Source organism: Rhizobium esperanzae (assembly GCF_002204185.1).
GTDB classification, from domain to species: domain Bacteria; phylum Pseudomonadota; class Alphaproteobacteria; order Rhizobiales; family Rhizobiaceae; genus Rhizobium; species Rhizobium esperanzae.
In genome coordinates this window covers 89,585-107,469 of the sequence record NZ_MXPU01000011.1, presented here as the reverse complement: position 1 = coordinate 107,469, position 17,885 = coordinate 89,585, and the positions used below count along the sequence as shown (strand labels likewise).

At 62.1% G+C, this 17,885-nt stretch carries 22 protein-coding genes and 1 pseudogene; 14 read left to right on the top strand and 9 right to left on the bottom strand.

Translation table 11 applies throughout. The annotated features are described in order from the left end of the window. Positions 1 to 40 precede the first annotated feature (40 nt). The gene (locus B5E41_RS17635; RefSeq protein ID WP_088395421.1) at positions 41 to 358 is read right to left on the bottom strand and encodes a co-chaperone GroES; all 318 of its coding nucleotides are present in this window, start codon (positions 356 to 358) and stop codon (positions 41 to 43) included. 492 nt (positions 359 to 850) lie between these two features. On the opposite strand from B5E41_RS17635, the gene B5E41_RS17630 reads away from it, so the two are divergent. The 6 genes and pseudogenes from B5E41_RS17630 (at position 851) to B5E41_RS31755 (ending at position 3,051) form a co-directional block, all read left to right on the top strand. Continuing rightward, positions 851 to 1,114: a hypothetical protein gene (locus B5E41_RS17630; RefSeq protein WP_088395420.1), complete on the top strand. Its 264-nt coding sequence runs from the start codon at positions 851 to 853 to the stop codon at positions 1,112 to 1,114. Continuing rightward, positions 1,111 to 1,400: pseudogene (locus B5E41_RS32680) on the top strand (hypothetical protein). Before B5E41_RS17630 ends, B5E41_RS32680 begins: the two are co-directional and overlap by 4 nt. Positions 1,401 to 1,404: 4 nt before the next feature. Then, positions 1,405 to 1,713, top strand: a complete 309-nt coding sequence (locus B5E41_RS17620; RefSeq protein WP_088395419.1) for a hypothetical protein — start codon at positions 1,405 to 1,407, stop codon at positions 1,711 to 1,713. Positions 1,714 to 1,948: 235 nt separating this feature from the next. Then, positions 1,949 to 2,329, top strand: a complete 381-nt coding sequence (locus tag B5E41_RS17615; protein ID WP_088395418.1) for a VOC family protein — start codon at positions 1,949 to 1,951, stop codon at positions 2,327 to 2,329. Positions 2,330 to 2,529: 200 nt separating this feature from the next. Continuing rightward, the gene (locus B5E41_RS17610) at positions 2,530 to 2,847 is read left to right on the top strand and encodes a hypothetical protein (RefSeq protein WP_088395417.1); all 318 of its coding nucleotides are present in this window, start codon (positions 2,530 to 2,532) and stop codon (positions 2,845 to 2,847) included. Between the two features lie 39 nt (positions 2,848 to 2,886). Then, positions 2,887 to 3,051, top strand: a complete 165-nt coding sequence (locus tag B5E41_RS31755) for a hypothetical protein (protein WP_176439425.1) — start codon at positions 2,887 to 2,889, stop codon at positions 3,049 to 3,051. Here B5E41_RS31755 and B5E41_RS17605 read toward each other — a convergent pair. Next, positions 3,042 to 3,956, bottom strand: coding sequence for an SDR family oxidoreductase (locus B5E41_RS17605; protein WP_088395416.1), 915 nt, complete (start codon positions 3,954 to 3,956; stop codon positions 3,042 to 3,044). The genes B5E41_RS31755 and B5E41_RS17605 overlap by 10 nt on opposite strands. Before the next feature lie 106 nt (positions 3,957 to 4,062). Here B5E41_RS17605 and B5E41_RS17600 point away from each other — a divergent pair, with 106 nt between their 5' ends. Further along, entirely contained in the window at positions 4,063 to 4,623 is a 561-nt protein-coding gene (locus B5E41_RS17600) for a TetR family transcriptional regulator (RefSeq protein WP_088395510.1), read from the top strand. A 7-nt stretch (positions 4,624 to 4,630) separates the two neighbouring features. On the opposite strand, the gene B5E41_RS17595 is transcribed toward B5E41_RS17600, so the two are convergent. Continuing rightward, positions 4,631 to 5,107: a YcgN family cysteine cluster protein gene (locus tag B5E41_RS17595; RefSeq protein WP_088395415.1), complete on the bottom strand. Its 477-nt coding sequence runs from the start codon at positions 5,105 to 5,107 to the stop codon at positions 4,631 to 4,633. 165 nt (positions 5,108 to 5,272) lie between these two features. On the opposite strand from B5E41_RS17595, the gene B5E41_RS17590 reads away from it, so the two are divergent. From B5E41_RS17590 to B5E41_RS17580, 3 genes are all read left to right on the top strand, one after another. Continuing rightward, positions 5,273 to 7,477 (top strand): transglycosylase domain-containing protein, encoded by a 2,205-nt coding sequence (locus tag B5E41_RS17590; protein WP_176439424.1) that lies wholly within the window; start codon positions 5,273 to 5,275, stop codon positions 7,475 to 7,477. Between the two features lie 150 nt (positions 7,478 to 7,627). Further along, positions 7,628 to 8,215, top strand: a complete 588-nt coding sequence (locus tag B5E41_RS17585) for a DUF1214 domain-containing protein (RefSeq protein ID WP_088395414.1) — start codon at positions 7,628 to 7,630, stop codon at positions 8,213 to 8,215. Beyond that, complete coding sequence (locus B5E41_RS17580) at positions 8,208 to 8,759, top strand: DUF1254 domain-containing protein (protein ID WP_088395413.1); 552 nt, start codon at positions 8,208 to 8,210, stop codon at positions 8,757 to 8,759. The genes B5E41_RS17585 and B5E41_RS17580 overlap by 8 nt, the downstream gene beginning before the upstream one ends. Positions 8,760 to 8,811: 52 nt before the next feature. On the opposite strand, the gene B5E41_RS31750 is transcribed toward B5E41_RS17580, so the two are convergent. Beyond that, positions 8,812 to 8,979 (bottom strand): hypothetical protein, encoded by a 168-nt coding sequence (locus B5E41_RS31750; RefSeq protein ID WP_176439423.1) that lies wholly within the window; start codon positions 8,977 to 8,979, stop codon positions 8,812 to 8,814. A gap of 299 nt (positions 8,980 to 9,278) precedes the next feature. Between B5E41_RS31750 and B5E41_RS31340 the strand changes: the two genes are divergently transcribed. After that, the gene (locus B5E41_RS31340) at positions 9,279 to 9,647 is read left to right on the top strand and encodes a hypothetical protein (RefSeq protein WP_141098779.1); all 369 of its coding nucleotides are present in this window, start codon (positions 9,279 to 9,281) and stop codon (positions 9,645 to 9,647) included. A gap of 171 nt (positions 9,648 to 9,818) precedes the next feature. Then, positions 9,819 to 10,868: a hypothetical protein gene (locus tag B5E41_RS17575; protein WP_176439422.1), complete on the top strand. Its 1,050-nt coding sequence runs from the start codon at positions 9,819 to 9,821 to the stop codon at positions 10,866 to 10,868. A gap of 19 nt (positions 10,869 to 10,887) precedes the next feature. Here B5E41_RS17575 and B5E41_RS17570 read toward each other — a convergent pair whose 3' ends face one another. The 4 genes from B5E41_RS17570 to B5E41_RS17555 form a co-directional block, all read right to left on the bottom strand. Further along, a complete protein-coding gene (locus B5E41_RS17570) occupies positions 10,888 to 11,232 on the bottom strand; it encodes a DUF1491 family protein (RefSeq protein ID WP_088395411.1) in 345 nt (114 codons plus the stop codon). A 61-nt stretch (positions 11,233 to 11,293) separates the two neighbouring features. Beyond that, positions 11,294 to 12,742, bottom strand: a complete 1,449-nt coding sequence (locus B5E41_RS17565; RefSeq protein ID WP_088395410.1) for a methyl-accepting chemotaxis protein — start codon at positions 12,740 to 12,742, stop codon at positions 11,294 to 11,296. 112 nt (positions 12,743 to 12,854) lie between these two features. Next, a complete protein-coding gene (locus B5E41_RS17560) occupies positions 12,855 to 13,811 on the bottom strand; it encodes a peptidoglycan-binding domain-containing protein (protein ID WP_088395409.1) in 957 nt (318 codons plus the stop codon). Next, on the bottom strand, positions 13,783 to 15,324 hold the full coding sequence (locus B5E41_RS17555; protein ID WP_088395408.1) for a sensor histidine kinase: 1,542 nt from the start codon (positions 15,322 to 15,324) through the stop codon (positions 13,783 to 13,785). The genes B5E41_RS17560 and B5E41_RS17555 overlap by 29 nt, the downstream gene beginning before the upstream one ends. A 452-nt stretch (positions 15,325 to 15,776) precedes the next feature. On the opposite strand from B5E41_RS17555, the gene B5E41_RS17550 reads away from it, so the two are divergent. Beyond that, positions 15,777 to 16,265 carry a DUF5330 domain-containing protein gene (locus B5E41_RS17550; protein ID WP_088395407.1) on the top strand — a complete coding sequence of 163 codons (489 nt, stop codon included), beginning with the start codon at positions 15,777 to 15,779 and terminating at the stop codon, positions 16,263 to 16,265. 386 nt (positions 16,266 to 16,651) lie between these two features. Next, complete coding sequence (locus B5E41_RS17545; RefSeq protein ID WP_064801307.1) at positions 16,652 to 17,074, top strand: SufE family protein; 423 nt, start codon at positions 16,652 to 16,654, stop codon at positions 17,072 to 17,074. Between the two features lie 375 nt (positions 17,075 to 17,449). On the opposite strand, the gene B5E41_RS17540 is transcribed toward B5E41_RS17545, so the two are convergent. After that, positions 17,450 to 17,881, bottom strand: a complete 432-nt coding sequence (locus B5E41_RS17540) for a Ros/MucR family transcriptional regulator (RefSeq protein WP_010060045.1) — start codon at positions 17,879 to 17,881, stop codon at positions 17,450 to 17,452. Positions 17,882 to 17,885: the final 4 nt, after the last annotated feature.

Sequence of the window (17,885 nt, the reverse complement as noted above, 5' to 3'; positions counted from 1 at the left end):
TCCAGTTCGGTCTTGAGATGGAGGGTCGGAAATCCGACCGTCAGGCGGCCTTGTCGGCGGCCGCCTCGGCCTTTTCCACGATGCCCATGATGTCGGCCTCCTTCATGATCAGGAGGGTCTGGCCATCGATCGTGACCTCCGTCCCCGACCATTTTCCAAACAGGATCAGATCACCCACCTTGACATCGAGCGGGGATAGATTGCCGCTTTGGTCACGCAGGCCAGGGCCGACTGCAACCACTTCGCCTTCCTGCGGCTTTTCCTTGGCGGCGTCTGGAATGATGATCCCGCCCTTGGATGTGACATCGCCTTCTGCACGCCGAATGACGACGCGGTCGTGAAGTGAACGGAATTTCATTGAGGTCTTTCTGCTGCCGGCGCGTATGGCGGCTGCAATCCATAAATAGCACTCGTGGCACTCGAATGATAGGAGTGCCAAGAAATATTGTTCACGGCAGGAAATTTTTCGAAAAAAATCTGAAATCGATCCAACCTGATATTTTGTAAAAATAGAAACTATGCGCCATCACGATACATTTTTATTCGGCCTATCAAAGAATTACTTCAGTGTTTTTCATAAACAAATCCGTATTTATCTTGATTTACACTCAATCTAGGTGTAACGATAGGCCTCGTCGATTTGGCCGACCGCGGTGTCGGAGACCTACGACCCGCCATACACCACCGAATTCTCGATAGCGAATATGTGACGTCGTTCCGGCGTGCATTCGCTTGTTCCGATCCGGATGAACCTGGCGCTGACCGCGGATGTACCGGCAGCATCGCGTTCGTCCGGTTCGGATCTCAACGCTACAGGAAACGCATCGGTGTATTCCTGGGGAGGCCAGCTATGACAAGTCGCACCACACAAACCGTCGTCCGTTTTTCATCTCCATTCCGCCTGCCGGGTTTCGATAAGGCACAGCCAGCCGGAGAATACCGCATCGATTACGATGAGGAATTGATCGAAGGCGTTTCCAGGCTCGCCTGGATGCGGGTCGGCGCCTTCATCCATTTACCGGCGATCGGCGCGCAGAGTTCGACGCAGCAGATGATGGCCATCCTACCGTCAGATCTCGAAACGGCACTCGAAACGGACCACCAGCAACTATGACCGCAACGGGCATCCCGCAGCGCAGTGGACTCTCGATCCGACGCGAGGCAGCAACACACATCTTCAAGGTGGGGCAGACCGTCCCTCCAAGCTCCCCCATACATACCGCATTACCGCCACGCTGCCTCCGAGAGGCAATCTGCTGCAATACCGCATCCGCTGCGACGACGAGCGTGACGAGCGGGTGACGACGGAAGACAGCCTGAAGCCCGTAAAACCATCGCCCGGCAGCGGCGCAACACTGATCGAGACTACGCTTGGCCATGGCCGAATAATGGAAGGTTGACATCGTGAACAGCCATGAAGACGAAGGACGACAGAACGCCTTTACTGGCGGCAAAAGCAAGGGTGGGGCGGCCGGCCGCTACTCCATGGACATCGGATGCGATCGCCGGATCGAACCCGCCCGTTTGTGGACCGTCTACCATGCGAACGTTCCGGCGCATACGGACCAGGCCGTGATCGGCGCGAGCCGCTCGCAGGGCAGGAGAGACATCCTGTCCGTCAATCTTCTCAACATAGGATACCGGAAGGAATGGCTCAGACTGTCGGACGCCGCGCAGATCCCTCGTGAGACCCCGGTTCAACCATGGCGCTAGGAACCGAACCCTGCTCCGCCCTTCCCCAAATCACGTGACAGCGTCGCAGGACTTGCGCTGAACGGCGGCAATTTCGGCGCGCCGAATTCTGCGACAAGACGCTGGACCGGATCGCCAGCCTTGAATGACGCCCTTTCGTTGACTTAGGACGGCGGTTGAAAGATGTTGGCATCTTAGTCATCTTGGGGATGAGCAGTCCTTCGGAGACTAAGAGAAGTCAGGGAGCTTTCGGTCCATGTTCGATCATATCTCCATCGGTGTCAAAGATCTCGAAAGAGCCCGCCGCTTCTACGACGCGGCGCTGGCGCCGCTCGGATATGAGCGCCTGTCGAATTCCGACGGCATGATCGGCTACGGTTCCGAACAGGTCGGCCTCTGGGTGATGCAGGTTGCGCATCCCGTTGTCGCCGATATGCGGTCCGGGCTGCATTTCTGCTTCGTCGCCCCGAACGAGGCCGCGGTCGACGCGTTTTTTGCGGCCGCGATTGAATCCGGCGGCACGGATAACGGCGAACCGGGCATCCGGCCGGATTACGGCCGCTTCTATTACGCCGCCTTCGTCATCGATCCGGACGGCTATCGCCTCGAAGCCTACTTCAACAAAGGCGAGATATAACGGCCGTCAGGCCGCAGCTCTGGGATCGGCATCTCCCTGCTTGCGGCCGCCGGGTGAGGGCAGCCCTCGCCCGTCCGCCAGCCGCAAAAATCCCGTTGCGTTGCCCCGGCGAAAGGCGCATTGTCTGAGCTTCGGCAGCCATCGCAGGGGCGCTGCCGACTGAGGGTTTATAACCCCGCCCCGACGAAAGGAGGACTTCGATGTCTTCCACTTCCGATAAGCCCTATCTGACATCATCCGATCTCGACATGCTTCAGGGCGTGCTCGATGCCGCCGGCTACAAAGCAAGAATCCCGGCCGGCGACGAACAGACCTGCAACGCCGCAGCCATACTGCTGATCAAGCTGTTCCAGGACGGCGTCACCTCGCCGGCCATGCTCTTGCGGGCGCTCGAATACCATTTCGGTAAACCGAAGAAGCAACCGAAACCTGTCACCCCCGTCTGTAACCGCTATGCGATCCAGGGATTGCCGCGCGAGCGCCGAACGACGCGGCGGGGCAATTCCGCGGGCCGGTAGCGCGCGGCTTTCAATTCCGATCCAAAGGGAGATCTATCCATGGCAAAGGGACAATTGAGAAGCAATCGCGAGGCCCGCAAGCCGAAGAAGGACAAGCTGGCGACAAAGCCGGAAACCAGCTTCGCCGGACAGATGAAGACGGCGGCCCAAACCGCGCCTCACGGCAGCAGCGCGCCCAAGGGCGGCGGTCAGCCTCACCGGTAGCCGGTTACATCAGCCGGTTTGCCCGGCTCCTGCACTTCCACCAGATAGCGCCAGCAATCCGGCCGCGAACCGTCGATGTCGTCGAAATCGTAAGCCTTGGCCAGTCCGCCGCTCGACAGCGACTGGCCGTTCCAGCGGGCGCGGTCGGGATCGGCTGACAGGGCCGCGACCGCACGGCCGATGAAGCGCGGGGTTTCGGAAATGGCGAAATGCGGCTGTGCCCTGGTCGCGTCACGCCAATTCTGCTCGCCAACGCCATAGGCCTCCAGCATCATTTCGGAGCGCAGCCAGCCGGGCGTGATCGAAACGGCGGTGGCGCCGTGTTTGGCGAGGTCCTGAGCATGCGCCCAGGCCATGCGGGTGACGCCCGTCTTGACGAGGTCGTAGAAGGGCGAGAGCCGGTAATGCGTGGCATTGTATTCAGCCGTGCCGTCGGTTACCTCCACCAGCAGCCCGCCCGGTCGCTCGATCATCAGCGCCAGCGCGTAATGGGCCGTGATCAGGTGCGTCTCGATGCCGAGCCGCAGCATGCGCAGGCCCTTGTCCAGCGAATGCTCCCAGACCGCCTTGTCCCATTCGAACAGTTTCTCGCAGCCCCAGATGTCGTTGACGAGGATGTCGAGCCGGCCGGCTTCCGCCCGGATCCGCGCGACGAGCGCCTCGACATCATGCGGAACGAGATGATCCACTTGCACGGCAATGCCCTTGCCACCCGCCGACGTCACCAACTCGGCCGTCTCCTCGATCGTTTCCGGCCGGGCATAATCGGACTGCTCGGCGCGTGTCGTGCGGCCGGTGACATAGACGGTGGCGCCGGCAGCGCCGAGTTCGACCGCAATGCCTCGGCCGGCACCGCGCGTCGCGCCCGCTACCAAGGCCACTTTCCCCCGCAAATCCGCTGTCACGTCTCCATCCTCCACGCTAGAACCGAGAGCCGGCCGATTGTGACTGGCCCCAGTTGAATATAAACGAATGTTCGTTCATATTCAAAATGAACGCAAGAGGAATTTCATGCCGCGCCGCCGCACCCTTTCTGACGAACAGCTTCTCGCCATGGTGCTGGCGCTGATCCATGCCGAAGGGCCGGATGCGGCGACCTTTGCCGCGGTGGCGAAAGCGAGCGGGCTTTCCGGTTCAACGCTGGTGCAGCGCTTTGCGACGAAGGCCGCCATGCTGCGCGCCGCCCTGCTCCATGCCTGGGACCGGCTGGATGCACAGACGGCGCGTCTTGCCGACAGCGTGGCGAAAACGCCGGAGGGCGCCGTCGCGCTGCTCGTCGGCCTGTCGCAGGATTACGGCGACGATGCCGCCGCCTATGGCGAGGGATTGCTGGTGCTGCGCGAGGATTTTCGCGATCCGGTGCTGCGCGCCCGAGGTGCGGCCTGGGGAACGACGCTGACGGCGGCGGTCGCACAATGTTTCGGCTCGGCGAAGGCACCCGAAACGATCGCCCGGCTGATGCTGTCACAATGGCAGGGATCGCTCACCTGGTGGGGGTTTGGCGCAGGCGGCCCGGTGGCCGCTTATGTGGAGACGGAATTGCGGCGCTTCCTATCAGCAGTGGAATTATGACCGCCGCTCACGCTTCTTCTTCATGCTTTTCCGCGCCCACGGTCAGCGGCCAGTCAACGACGTAATCCTCGAGATCGTCGATATCGATCTCGTTTTCATTGATCGTGCGGCCGCGGGCGGAGATGCCGGCGGCGTGAACCGTCTCAGGATCGCCGGAGACGAGCGGATGCCACCAGTAGAGATCGCGACCCTCGTTGATCAGGCGGTAGCCGCAGGTCGGCGGCAGCCAGGCGATCTCGGGCACATTCTCCCTGGTCAGTTGCACGCAATCCGGCACGAAATCCCAACGGTTCTCGTAGCTGGAGCAGCGACAGCTGTGACCGTCGAGCAGCTTGCAGCGGACCGAGGTGAAATAGACATCGCCGCTCTCCCATTCCTCGAGCTTGTTGAGGCAACAGAGACCGCAGCCGTCGCAGAGGCTTTCCCATTCGGCGGTGGTCATTTCAGCCAGCGTCTTGCTCTTCCAGAAGGGCAGATCGTTCATCGTCCGTTTCTTGCAACAGCGGCCCGCAAATTCACGTGACCGCCACTCTATCTCTCTTGTTATCCGCGACAAAATCAATCAATTCTTCAGCATGCTCCTGGTATTGGAGCGCTACAGGCCCATCGGGCCTCGCGCTTTCATCGCTTTCCGGCGCACCGGACATGAATGACGCGCGATCAGGCGGGAATACAGGACGTGCAGGATCCGGACAAGCCAGAAAAGGGGCCAGGAAAAGAGGCGGGTGACCCAGCGAACCGGCGGCCGGCCAAGAGCCGTCATATTCTGCTGCGCATCGATTCCTGGATCGACTCGACTGTCTGGAATGCCGGCTTCCGCGCCGCCGAGATCTGGGAAGACACAACCATTTTCTTCCGCCGCTTCCGCGTGCGCGGCTGGAAACGCATGGTCTTCGAACTTGCCGGCGAAGGGCTGACCCTCGGGGCGGTCGGCGCGGTGCTGATGCTGGTGCTTGCCCAGCCGGCCTTCGAGGCAACCAAGGAGGACTGGCGCAATCGCGGCGATTTCGCCGTCACTTTCACCGACCGCTACGGCAACGTTATCGGCCATCGCGGCGTCATCCACCAGAATTCCGTGCCGATCGACGAGCTGCCGGATTCCTTGATCAAATCCGTCCTCGCCACCGAAGACCGGCGCTTCTTCGACCATTTCGGCATCGACGCCATCGGTCTCTTCCGCGCCATGGTCACCAACGCCCAAGCCGGCGAAGTGGTGCAGGGCGGCTCGACGCTGACCCAGCAGCTCGCCAAGAACCTGTTCCTTTCCAACGAGCGCTCGATCGACCGCAAGATCACCGAGGCTTTCCTCGCTTTGTGGCTCGAGGCCAACCTTTCGAAAAAGGAGATCCTCTCCACCTATCTCGACCGCGCCTATATGGGCGGCGGCACCTTTGGTGCGGCGGCGGCGGCGCAGTTCTATTTCGGCAAGAATATTACCGATGTGAACCTTGCCGAATCCGCGATGCTTGCCGGCCTGTTCAAGGCGCCGGCCAAATATGCGCCGCATGTCAACCTGCCGGCCGCGCGTGCGCGCGCCAACGAGGTGCTGACCAACCTGGTGCAAAGCGGGCTGATGACAGAGGGCCAGGTGATCGCCGCCCGACGCAATCCGGCCACCGTCGTCGACCGCAACGAGGTGGAATCGCCTGATTTCTTCCTCGACTGGGCTTTCGATGAGGTGCAGCGGCTTTCGCCGCGGTTCCACCAGCATTCGCTGATCGTGCGCACGACGATCGACATGGGCATCCAGAAGGCGGCCGAGGATTCGGTCGAGACGTCACTGCGCGAATATGGCGAGGCCTATCACGCCAAGCAGGGCGCCATGGTGATGATCGAGAATGGCGGCGCCGTGCGCGCCATGGTCGGCGGGCGGGACTACGGCGAGAGCCAGTTCAACCGCGCCACCAAGGCGCTGCGCCAGCCGGGCTCCTCCTTCAAGGTCTATACTTATGCATTGGCGATGGAGAGTGGGATGACGCCGCAGACGACGATCGTCGACGCGCCGATTTCCTGGGGCAACTGGAGCCCGCACAATTACGCCAACCGCTATGTCGGCCGCATCACGCTCGAGACCGCCATCGCCCAGTCGATCAACACCGTGCCGGTGCGGCTCGCCAAGGAGAAGCTCGGTATCCAGCCCATCCGGGCAATGGCGAAGAACCTCGGCGTCGAAACGCCGATCCGCGACGACGTCACCATCCCGATCGGGACATCGGAGGTGACGGTGCTCGACCAGGCGACGGCCTATGCCACCTTCCCGGCCGGCGGCTATCAGTCGCGCCGCCACGGCATTACCCAGGTCCTCGATTACGAAGGCGATGTGCTCTACGATTTCGACCGCGACGAGCCGGCGCCGAAACGCGTGCTGTCCGAACAGGCCGATACCTATATGAACCAGATGCTGTCGCGCGTCCCCTATGTCGGCACGGCGCGCAAGGCGGCACTCGACAACGGCATCCTGACCGCCGGCAAGACCGGCACGACCCAGGCCTATCGCGATGCCTGGTTCGTCGGCTTTACCGGCAATTACACCTGCGCCGTCTGGTTCGGCAATGACGACTATACCTCGACCAACAACATGACGGGCGGCTCACTACCGGCAATGACCTTCAAGCGCGCCATGGACTACGCCCATCAGGGTGTGACGTTGCGCCCCATCCCCGGCGTCGAAAACCCCCTACCCTCGGAAAGGGATCTCGCCAAGACCGCCGCCGCCAAGCCGCAGGATGGACCGCCGCAGCTCATCCGGCCGCGCATGCTCTCGGTGCAATCGACAAACATCCTCAAGAAGCTCGGAGAGAAGCTGAAGGCCGCCGCGCCGCTGACGCCGCAGAAGGTGGCGAGCGCGGAGTAGAAGCTGCGTGGAAGTGTCGCTTTCTCTCTCTCTGCGAGCATGCAGACGAGACCAGCCGCCTCTGGACAGATCGGCGTTCATTCGCCACCCGGCATTCCACCCTGCCAGAATCAGTGCTAACCCTGTCATCCCGGTTTCCAAGGTCGTGACGTGTTTCGATTCCCCCTTTTCATCCTGATCACGCTGATCGTCGCCTTCGGCGGCGGCATCATGATTTCGCTTTATGCGCTGGATGCGACACAGGGTTTCGGGGCGATCAAGCTCGGCGCCTGGGAGGCTTTTCCGGCGCTGCAGACGGTCGATGCCGATCCTTACGCCAAGTCGCACCGGGCGCGCGCCGGTAAGCTGCTCTACGGCAGCGCCGAGGGCCTGACCTTCACGGCGAGCGTCGACGACGAAGGCGGACGGCTGAATGCCGGCTGCCGCTACCGCCTCAGCGGACAGACGCCGCCCGCCCGGCTTTGGACGCTGTTTACCGCCGACAATGGCGGCAATCCGGCGGCGGTGAAAACCGGGCTTCCGGCGGCGCTCAATTCCTGGACGGTGCTGCGCCAGCCCGACAGCAGCTTTTCGATCGAGATCTCCGCCGCCGCTCAGCCGGGCAACTGGCTGGCCTTGCCGCAGGCCGGCACCTTCCGGCTGGTGCTGACGCTGTTCGACACGCCGACCGCCGGCAGCTCCGGCGTGATCGATCTGGCCATGCCGAAGCTCACCAAGACCGGGTGCGGCAATGCTTAGGATCTTCTTCGCCATCCTGACCGGGCTTTTCGGTGCGGCGCTGCTGCATCTCGTCATCATTCTGTCGCTGCCGCATTTCACCGGCAGGGATGCGGCGACCCGCGTGGCGGCAGAGGGCGATCTCAACAATTTCTATCTGCTCGGCGAGCAGTACGACGAGGCCGGCCTTGCCAATGGCGACCCCTTCCTGCGGACCGCCGTCTGTTCCTTCGATGTCGAGGATGCGCCGGTGCATTTCACCGCCAAGGGCAATGTGCCCTTCTGGTCGATCGCCATCTACGACAGCGCCTCCAACGAGGTGTTCAGCATGAACGACCGGACCTCTGTCGGCGGCGCGCTCGACGTTCTGGCGGGCAGCCCGATCCAGTTGACGGACCTGCGCAAGAACCTGCCGCAGGAACTGGACCAAGCGATCCTGGTGGAAATGGCGCGGCCGGACGGTTATGTCGTGCTACGGACGCTGGCACCGCAGGCAAGCTTCGACGAAGCAGCACGCAACTTCCTGACGGAAGCGGGCTGCGAGCAATTCACCCCCGGCAATTAAGCGGGATGTCTGTTCACAATTTCGGCATCACGCTCTGGGGTTGAAGGAGCGCTTACTTCTTCCTGGCGCGCGGCGCAGGCGCCGGTCCATGTTTCGGGCTCTCGGTGAGCCGCTCGTAGCGGACCCCGGTGAACCAGAGAATCTTGGCTTCGCGCGGTTCCTTGTCCGGACGACGCGGCGCCCGCGGCCGCCGATCCGCCAATGCGACTACTATTGCCATTCTCGTCTCCATGCACTGCCCGAGACGGATGAACTTGCGATGGATTTCACCCTGCCCGCCAATCTGCGGGCCGGCGCGTCCTGCGGTGCCGGCATGGCCGAACCGAGGGCATTCGCGCCTTTCCCACGGCACCTGACTGAAATACCGTGATGCGGAGTTTCGACGATCCAAACACTCAAATCGCGTCGTTCCTGTCCGAATTGAGACACATGACAGTTAACAGTTTACTAATATTCGACGGATGCCAAATACAGTTTCCGTAACTTCCTCTTCAACGCTTGAGGAGTCGATTTGGTTTCATGCCCCCGCTGAAAGAGCGGAAGGTCGCCGCCAATATAAAACTAGAAATAATTCATATGGTTGACGGTATCTGTCTGCCGCAGGCGGTGGCGGTGTTGCAAATATGCGGCACAAAAATATTCGTTGGGGCATATCCGGATCGGCTTTGCTTTGACCTGCATCGGCCACGCGTTTCAGGAGAGGGACCGATCGCAGTTCCCGCTGCGCTCGAAACGGCTGCAAGCAGCGGCCCGACCGTCATCTTTGCAGTTGCGGCATGTTCACAGCGCCGGACCCGACCCGAGAACGAGCTGTTTCCGCCGTCGCACAGGCGGTGGGAACTGCCGCAGCGCTCTTTCAAAACCGATCGCATTTCCATTGCCGGCTAACCATCCGCCGCACGTTCGGCAGGTATATTTCCGTATGATTTTAATAAAATCTTCAGCATCCATTAACCGTACCGGTGTAGGATTTGTTCATATCCGTGTGGTCCGAAAGGCGTCCCCGCCAGCGCGATCGGCCCGTGGTTTCCCTTGGTTCTGCGTTTTCAGGGTGTGCTTGTGCGTGACCGGTTTCGAGACCTAGAGGGCCCGTTGGCCGTCAGGAAAAAGGACGTGGTGTTGATGGCGACTGTGAGCAGTTTCGAGAGCCTGTCTCATCCGACACGATCCGAACTGCGCCAATTCGCCGAGCTTTTCACGCCGCTGTTCCAGGCTTCCTCCGACGAGGCCAAGCGCCAGGCGGTCGCCGCCCTTTCCCAATGCGAGACCATGCCGGCAGCCGTGGCGCTGTTCATCGGCAATCAGCCGGTCGAAATCGCGGCGCCTTTCCTTATCGCCTCGAAGGCCGTTGCCGACGACACGCTGATCACCATCGCGCGCATGCAGGGTGCGGCGCATGTCAAGGCGATCGTCAGCCGCGACTCGCTCTCGCCGAAGGTCATCGACGCGCTGGTGGCGTTGCGCCAGACCCAGCCGCGCTCCGCGACCGCTTCGGCGCCGATCACGGAATCGGTGGCCGTCCCGCTTTCGCCAGTCCAGGTGGAGAGCAACGAGGCCGAAGCGCTGGAGGAACAGCGCATCGCCAATGAGGAAGCCTTGCGCGGGCGCATTCTGGATCTTGCCGGCCATCTGGGCCGTGACGATCAAGACAGGCTCGGCCTGCGCACCCTCACCGACATTCAGGAGGCGCTGCTAGTGCGCTTCGCCCGCTCGCAGGAGGCGACGCACTTCGCCACCGCACTCGCCGATGCGCTTTCCGCCAGCCGCTGGCTTGCCGAACGCATCATGCTCGACCTCTCCGGCCAGCAGCTCGCCACGACGCTGACGAGCCTCGGCATGGGCTTTCTCGACGCCGTCTTCGTGCTGGAACGGTTCTATCCGCATCTTGCCGAACAACAGCACAATGTGACGCGCGGCTGGATGGTGCTCGATGCGCTCGATCCGGAAGAATGCCACGAAAGGGTGGAGGCCTGGCGGCGCGCTGATCGCTACACCTACAAAGCCGAGGCATCCGATTCGCGCACATCTCGGGAGACTGAAACCCACCGCTTCGCCCGCCAGGCGCCGGCGCGGCGCGACATGCGCGCGCTGGGGCGGCGGTCACGTTGAGGCGAATAAGACCTGACCCTCAGCGATCCGCCGCCAAGGGGATCATGTCCCCCAATTCCTCCGCCTCCAGCTCGACGATCCAGAGATCGGGGTCGAAGCGGCGTTCGCGATCCAGCATCGCCCGCACCGCTTCCGGCTCGCTGCGCGCAAGACGGACTTCGAACAGCCGATCGCGGATCTCGTCTTCATCGAAGGCGGTCTGCGGCGCCGGCGCATAGAGCGTCTCCAGGCCGTCGCGAAAGTGTTGGCGGATGAAGATCGCGCCCGCCTCCTCCGCGCCCTTCTTCTCCACAGCGGCGAAATCGCCGCTTGCGAAGACGCGGCGCAGAAGCGAAGAAACGAAAATGTCGGCGCGTAATCTCATCGACGCGATATAGACTGGCGCGCGGGCGCGGGCAATCCGCAGTGATATTTTGACGGGTGCGTCAAACCATGACCGCCAGCCGCAAGCCGCCCCAATGGCGGCCTCTGACGGTGATTGGCGCGGAGATATCCTTCATCATCACGAAATTGCCGCCGCCCATGTCGCGGCGATAGGTCTGGACGAGGAAAGGCGCGGTGCTGCGGCCGGCGGCAAGACCGACGCGATCGGCGAAGATGCGGCGATTGCGGCAATTGGCAGTGTTCCAGACGATATCGCCCGGCCGCTGCGGCTGCGAAAACTTCCGGTTATGGGTCGGCAGATAGCCGTTTTCGTCGATCGCCGCGCAGAAGGCGATGCGCTCGTCAAGGGCAACGACGGGCTCCTGGATCGGCGGCAGCAGACGGTCGGTGAGTTCGGTGAAAGCGGCTATCATCTGAACCGGATCGGTGCCAGGCATCGGCCGGTAGCGTCGGTCGAAGAGGGCATCGAAACCGATTTTACCCTCGGCGACGGCGCGTTCGAAAGCGCCTGATATCTGCCTTGCCACCGATTGTGCTTCCTCGATCCAACGGCTGTCGGCGGTCTTGACGCCGGCGCTCGCCGTCAGCTGGATCAGCGTTTCCGAGAGACCGACGACGCTGTCGACGCGGTTTGCCGCCTGCTGCAGCCTGACATTCGAACCGGCGACCTCGCCGGACATCTCGCCGAGCTTCTGGACGAAACCGGCGCATTGCTGGTCGACCGCCTCGGTGGTGTTGGCCATGACCGTCGAACTGTCGAGAATGCGGGTGATGACATGTTCCATGCTTTCGAAGGCGCCGCGCATCGCGTCCGACTTGTCACGCACGTCGGCGGCACTGTCGCGGGCATCGCCGCCGACCGCCGACAGCCGGTCGATCTTCACCCGCAGCTCATCCAGCGTGTCCTGAATGGAGCCGGTCGCCTTTGACGTCTGCAGCGAAAGTGCGCGCACTTCAGCGGCGACAACGGCGAAACCCTTGCCCGCATCGCCGGCACGCGCCGCCTCGATCGCGGCGTTCAGCGCCAGGAGGTTGGTCTGGCGGGCTATCGTGCTGATCTCCTCGGCAATCTTGTCGACATCGGCAAGCGATTTCGAGAAGCCGGCGATTTCGGCGCCGATGACATTTGAAGCCTGAACCATATGGCCGATCTCGGCAACGGAGCCGGACAGGCGGTCGGCCGATTCCTTGAGCATCTGGCGGGCTTCGGCGGCCGTCCGGTCTGTCTCGCGCAGCGACAAGGCGACCGAACGGTTGGTTTCGGCAATCGAAAGCGCGGTGCTGGTGACATGATCGAAGGCGGAGGCATGGCGGGCCGACATCGCCGCCATGTCCTGAATGGCGCCGGCAATATCGACGAGATCGATGCCGAGCGTCGAGGCCTCCTCGGCAAGGCGCTGCAGGATGTGGCGCAAGGCGGTGCGATCCGGGCCTTCCGCTTCGACTGCCGGTTCTCCGGCCAGATCGTCCATCGTCTTCAGCGCATGCATGACCGACGCTCCCCCGCCTCAATCGGCAAAGCTTCGATCAACATGGTTAATAAGTTGCAAACGGCACCAGCGTCTTAGACTTAGGTTGTAGCCTCGGGCTGCGCGATATGTCTCAGATCGCGCCGATTTCCTTGAGTTTCTTCAGCACCGCCTCGTTTGGCTCGCCGTTTTCAGGCAGATTGTAGTGCTTCTGGAAATGGCGGATGGCGGCGCGGGTCTGCTCGCCGGCAACACCGTCGACGCCGACATTGGCATAGGCCATGTTGGACAGACCCTTCTGGATCTTCAGCACCAGGTCGACAGTGGTGAGTTCGCTTGATGGAAGCTGCTTTGCGGCTGATGGCGCCGTCTTGACGGTCTTTTCGGCGCTGCGGATCGCGGCGGCGACCGGGTCTTCCGCCGCCGCCTTCGAGGTGACATCCTCACGCGGTTTTTCCACCGGCACGGTCGAGGGGCCGGCAGCTTCGGTTTTCAGCGCCGCCAGCACCTCCGGCGTCGCTTCCCCAGTCTGGGCCATGCCGACGGTCTCCTGGAAGAACAGGATGGCAGCGCTGGTGCGGGGGCCGATGATGCCGTCGGCGGTGCCGTTATAGAGGCCGCGGCGCACCAGCTGCTGCTGAATGTCCATGACCAGCTGGCTCGGCTGCGGAGCGGCTGCGGCCGGCGCCGGCGTCCCGCTGGTGGTGGCGGCGGCATCCTCCGGCCGTTCGATCCGGAAGGTGGTGACATCAGCCGGCTGTTCGTCGGCCGCCCGGCGCGCACCGAGCACGTTTGGAGACTGCGGGTCGCGGGTGCGGAAAATCGGGTGCGGATGCAAGCCAGGCTGATACCAGAGGGCGTTGGCCGCAACGAAGGAGAAGATGACGAAGAAGGCGATCGCGCCGCCGGCGACCGACGGATTGCGGCCGATGACGCCGCCGAGCGCGGATGCGCCCTGCAGCCCGATACCACCCAGCACGGATGCACCCTGCAGGCCGAGGCCGCCGAGAGCGGCCGCACCCGACACGATAAGGCCCGGCTGCTGCCGCCGCTTCTTTCCCTTAGGCGATTTTCGCTTGCGCGCGGCCATCGAAAAGCCCCTCTTCCAATACTGCTCCGGTACCGACCGCGTCCTTCAGCCGCGGCGGAAATTCGACGGTTGCGCCATGGCCGGCATTTTCGGCGCGCCGGGCGCCCGAGCCATCCACCGCGATCTCGACGGTGATGATCGTACCTTCGCCCGGCTGGCTGGCAATGGCAAAATTGCCGCCATGCAGCGCCACCAGCCCCTTGACCAGCGAGAGGCCGAGACCGCTGCCCTCGAAGCGGCGGGTGTAATCGTTCTGGATCTGGACGAAAGGCTGGCCGAGCATCGCCAGCTTGTCGGCGGCAATGCCGATGCCGGTATCGCTGACCGTCAGCTTCAGAATGCCGTCACGCGCCGCCGCATCGACCGAGACGACGCCGCCGGCTTCGGTGAATTTCACGGCATTGCCGACGAGATTGATGAGGATCTGCTGGATGGCGCGCTGATCGGCGACGATCTCGCCAAGCCCGCGCTGAATCCGGCTCGTCAGCGTGACGCCCTTGGTCTTGGCTTGCAATGCCAGCATCGATTCGCAGGATCTGACGGAGCTCGAGATATCGAAGGCGTCGAGAATCAGCTCGTAGCGCCCCGCTTCGATCTTGCTCATGTCGAGCATGGTATTGACGACGGAGAGCAGATGCGCGCCGGATTCGCGGACGAGCCCGACATATTCACGCTGGCGATCGTTTTCGAACTTGCCGAAATATTCGCCGATCAGAATATCGGAGAAGCCGAGGATAGCGTTCAGCGGCGTGCGCAGCTCGTGGCTGACCGCGGCGAGGAAGCGCGACTTGGCATCATTTGCCGATTCGGCGTCGGCCGCACGGTTCTGGGCTTCGGCCCGCAGCTGCTGCTCGACGGAGACATCGCGCAGTTGGGCGATGACGGCGGCAAGCTCGCCATCGGCATCGCGTCGCGCCGTCATGTCCATTCTCAGATAGGCGAACTGGCGCTGATCGCGCGAGACCGAAGGCCGATCGAGGCGCAGATCGACGCTTGCAGCATCTTCGCCGCGCCTGAGCTCATCGAGCGCCTGCAAGAACAGGATACGGTCGGAGACATGCACCTGCTCCAGGAAGCCCCTGCCCTTCGGATCGCGCATCCAGGCAAGGAAATCGCGCCGGTCGCGGCCGCCTATGGTGGCGACGCTGCCGTGCGGATCCAGGAAGAAGACGAGGCCGGGGGTGACGGCGAGGAAGAAATCCTCGGCCGACTGTGTGGCAACGCCGGCGGACGAGCCCTGGCGGGCCAACGCGATGCTGCCGACGGCGGAAAAGAGAAAGGCGGCGCAGACCATGGCGACGCCGGCCGGCAGCGCGACGGCCGGGCTGGTGACCGCCGAAAGGCCAACAGGCGCGGCGACGAGAGCGGCCGAGGAGAGCAGCACGAGGCGGCGCAGAATCGCAAGCTCGCGCTGGCGCACGGCTTCGCCGCCACCCGTCCGGGAAAGCCAGCTTGTCGCCGCCCGGTCTACGAGGGTCGTCGCCCAGCCGCCAATGTCACTCAATACTCGCACGCAATACCCGCCCAAAGAGGCTGTCTGTCGATCCGGACAATAGGCCCCCGCGACTTAAGGAAAGGATAAGGCAAAGGCGCTGTTCACAGCCAGAAAGGGCAGAAATTCCCGTTTTGGAGCATCCGTGCGCCCCTTTGCTTTTTGTGGTTAATGGCCGGTAAGCGGCGGATTTCCTTCATATTTCAGCATCGCGTTAACTCCTGTGGCAAGGCGAGCCGGCAAAAGCCCTGCAATTGCAGGCAGGTGCTGCCCTGATGCTTAACGGCAATCGCTCACATTCGACTTAAATGCCGCTCAAATGGGCTTCGCTAAAATTTGAATTAAATTTGCCGCAAATGCGCACGAGTTTCGAAAAGCGGCATTCGCAACTTGCCGATAGGGTGAAAGCACACCGGACAACCGGCCTGATTCGGCGAAAAGAACCGGACGGGAAAACAGGATGGGCAACGACAATGTGGTTTCTGATCAAAGGATCCTTCTGGTTTGGCCTTGTGCTCGTGCTTCTTTCCGTCTTCAGCACGGAGGGATCCGACAAGCTCGCCGGCGGCCCGCAATTGCAGCTCTCCGACGCCTTCACGGCCGCGAGCGGCGCCTATGACTATCTCACCGGCATGTGCTCGGAAAAGCCGGAGGTCTGCGTCAAAGGCGCCGAGACCCTGACGGCGCTCGGCTACCGGGCCCGCGAGGGCGCCCGCGTCGCTTACGAACTTCTCGACAGCCAATTCACCGACGAACCGACGACGACCGCAAGCCCCGCCGAACCGGCGAACCGGGTGGCAGCCGCCGCCCCCTCCCTCGCCTCTCCTTCCGTTCAGGAGAAGGACCGCGAGGCAAAGGCTGTGCTCAACCAGCCGATGCCTTATCGTCCGCCGGTCGACGATGAAGCCGGGACCGTGGTAACCGGCGCGATCCCGCTGCCGACGCCGAAGCCGGCGATCTGACGAATTTGCGCGGGCAACCGGCCCGCCGCGCATAAGCAACGTTCCGGACGCGTCTCACGAGAATTCTACAGCTTGCATCGGTGGTCCGCATGACGCGGAAATGTCCCATGCCTGACGTGCCTGCCCTGTTTAATTCAGCAGATTGCTGCGCCGTGAGGATGCCCATCCTCACGGCGTTTCTTTTTGAGAGCATGTCGCACAAGAATGTGCAGTGGTTTTCGATAACGACATGCGTAAAAATAAAAGCTGGAGCGCGGCGTCACTAAGACGGCTCGCTTTAGTGGTTCAAATCTGCAGATCTATCACCTATATGCAGTCCTAGAGCATGTCCGGACGCAAAATTGCCGTGTCGTTTTGCCAGCATGCCAAAAGGTGAAAGGCTTTTTATGGCATCCCTCGACCAGATCATCGATGACTTCGCCTTCCTGGACGATTGGGAAGACCGCTACCGCTATGTCATCGAGCTCGGCAAGGCGCTGCCCGAACTCGCCGAGGAAAAACGCACCTCGGAGAACAAGGTGATGGGCTGCGCCAGCCAGGTGTGGCTGGTGACGCATACGTCGGGCGATCCGGAAAACCCAATCATGAGTTTCGAGGGCGATTCCGACGCGCATATCGTGCGCGGCCTCGTCGCCATCGTGCTTGCCACCTATTCCGGCAAGCCGGCTTCCGAGATCGCTGCGCTCGATGCCTTCGAGATCTTCTCGAAGATCGGTCTGGTGGAGAACCTGTCGTCGCAGCGTTCGAACGGGCTGCGCTCGATGGTGAAGCGAATCCGGGAAGAGGCGAAAGTCCGCGCCGCGGCCTGAACGCGATTGATTCGGTCGGCGACGCGGCCGAGTGCGCATTTGCGGAAACGGCCAATCGACTATATTAACACTTTCTTATAGTATAGGAATACATTCTACGCCGCCCTCCCAAGCGTAAGAGAGGCTTCCTGATAATATCCCGTCTCCCCCGTGCATGACTTGAGATAGCGGCGGAATAGTCAGGGAGATTATTATCCTCATTCAGAACAGGATGAACTCTGGGCCGTTCGGACCAAAGCCTGAATCGTGCTTTCCTTTAGCAGGCCGGGACAGACAGCGCCGGGAAACGCTTCCGGTTTTCGGCATCATGTTTGCGGTACAGACAGAAAAGCCGGGCACAAGACCCGGCTTTTGTCCTTGACTGCTTCGATAAGCTCAGCCGCGGCCGCGCTTGCGGCGCTGACCCAGGCCCATCTCCTTCGCCAGGCGCGAACGCGCTTCGGCATAGGCGGGCGCTACCATCGGGTAGTCGGTCGGCAGGTCCCACTTCTCACGGTATTCTTCCGGCGAGAGACTGTGATGCGTCATGAGGTGACGCTTGAGGGATTTGAAGTTGCCGCCGCATTCCAGGCACGTAATCTGCTCGTCCTGTACGGACTTGCGGACAGAGACTGCAGGCTTCTGCTTTTCGACGACAGCCGCAGCGGGCTGCGGTACGGACGTGTTGCTCAGTGCCGAATGCACGTCGGAAATCAGATTTGCCAGGTCGCTGACCGGGACAACATGGTTGCTGACATAAGCCGCGACGATGTCGGCCGTCAGTTCCACAAGCAGCTCCGGCCCATTGCCGGTCGCCATATCCGTCATATTT

What these genes read in the sequence shown, in the direction of transcription:
- B5E41_RS17635 (WP_088395421.1), bottom strand. Translation starts at nt 358, where the DNA reads ATGAAATTCCGTTCACTTCACGACCGCGTCGTCATTCGGCGTGCAGAA.
- B5E41_RS17630 (WP_088395420.1), top strand. Translation starts at nt 851, where the DNA reads ATGACAAGTCGCACCACACAAACCGTCGTCCGTTTTTCATCTCCATTC.
- B5E41_RS17615 (WP_088395418.1), top strand. Translation starts at nt 1,949, where the DNA reads ATGTTCGATCATATCTCCATCGGTGTCAAAGATCTCGAAAGAGCCCGC.
- B5E41_RS17610 (WP_088395417.1), top strand. Translation starts at nt 2,530, where the DNA reads ATGTCTTCCACTTCCGATAAGCCCTATCTGACATCATCCGATCTCGAC.
- B5E41_RS31755 (WP_176439425.1), top strand. Translation starts at nt 2,887, where the DNA reads ATGGCAAAGGGACAATTGAGAAGCAATCGCGAGGCCCGCAAGCCGAAG.
- B5E41_RS17600 (WP_088395510.1), top strand. Translation starts at nt 4,063, where the DNA reads ATGCCGCGCCGCCGCACCCTTTCTGACGAACAGCTTCTCGCCATGGTG.
- B5E41_RS17595 (WP_088395415.1), bottom strand. Translation starts at nt 5,107, where the DNA reads ATGAACGATCTGCCCTTCTGGAAGAGCAAGACGCTGGCTGAAATGACC.
- B5E41_RS17590 (WP_176439424.1), top strand. Translation starts at nt 5,273, where the DNA reads ATGACGCGCGATCAGGCGGGAATACAGGACGTGCAGGATCCGGACAAG.
- B5E41_RS17580 (WP_088395413.1), top strand. Translation starts at nt 8,208, where the DNA reads ATGCTTAGGATCTTCTTCGCCATCCTGACCGGGCTTTTCGGTGCGGCG.
- B5E41_RS31750 (WP_176439423.1), bottom strand. Translation starts at nt 8,979, where the DNA reads ATGGCAATAGTAGTCGCATTGGCGGATCGGCGGCCGCGGGCGCCGCGT.
- B5E41_RS31340 (WP_141098779.1), top strand. Translation starts at nt 9,279, where the DNA reads ATGCCCCCGCTGAAAGAGCGGAAGGTCGCCGCCAATATAAAACTAGAA.
- B5E41_RS17570 (WP_088395411.1), bottom strand. Translation starts at nt 11,232, where the DNA reads ATGAGATTACGCGCCGACATTTTCGTTTCTTCGCTTCTGCGCCGCGTC.
- B5E41_RS17565 (WP_088395410.1), bottom strand. Translation starts at nt 12,742, where the DNA reads ATGCATGCGCTGAAGACGATGGACGATCTGGCCGGAGAACCGGCAGTC.
- B5E41_RS17560 (WP_088395409.1), bottom strand. Translation starts at nt 13,811, where the DNA reads ATGGCCGCGCGCAAGCGAAAATCGCCTAAGGGAAAGAAGCGGCGGCAG.
- B5E41_RS17550 (WP_088395407.1), top strand. Translation starts at nt 15,777, where the DNA reads ATGTGGTTTCTGATCAAAGGATCCTTCTGGTTTGGCCTTGTGCTCGTG.
- B5E41_RS17545 (WP_064801307.1), top strand. Translation starts at nt 16,652, where the DNA reads ATGGCATCCCTCGACCAGATCATCGATGACTTCGCCTTCCTGGACGAT.
- B5E41_RS17540 (WP_010060045.1), bottom strand. Translation starts at nt 17,881, where the DNA reads ATGACGGATATGGCGACCGGCAATGGGCCGGAGCTGCTTGTGGAACTG.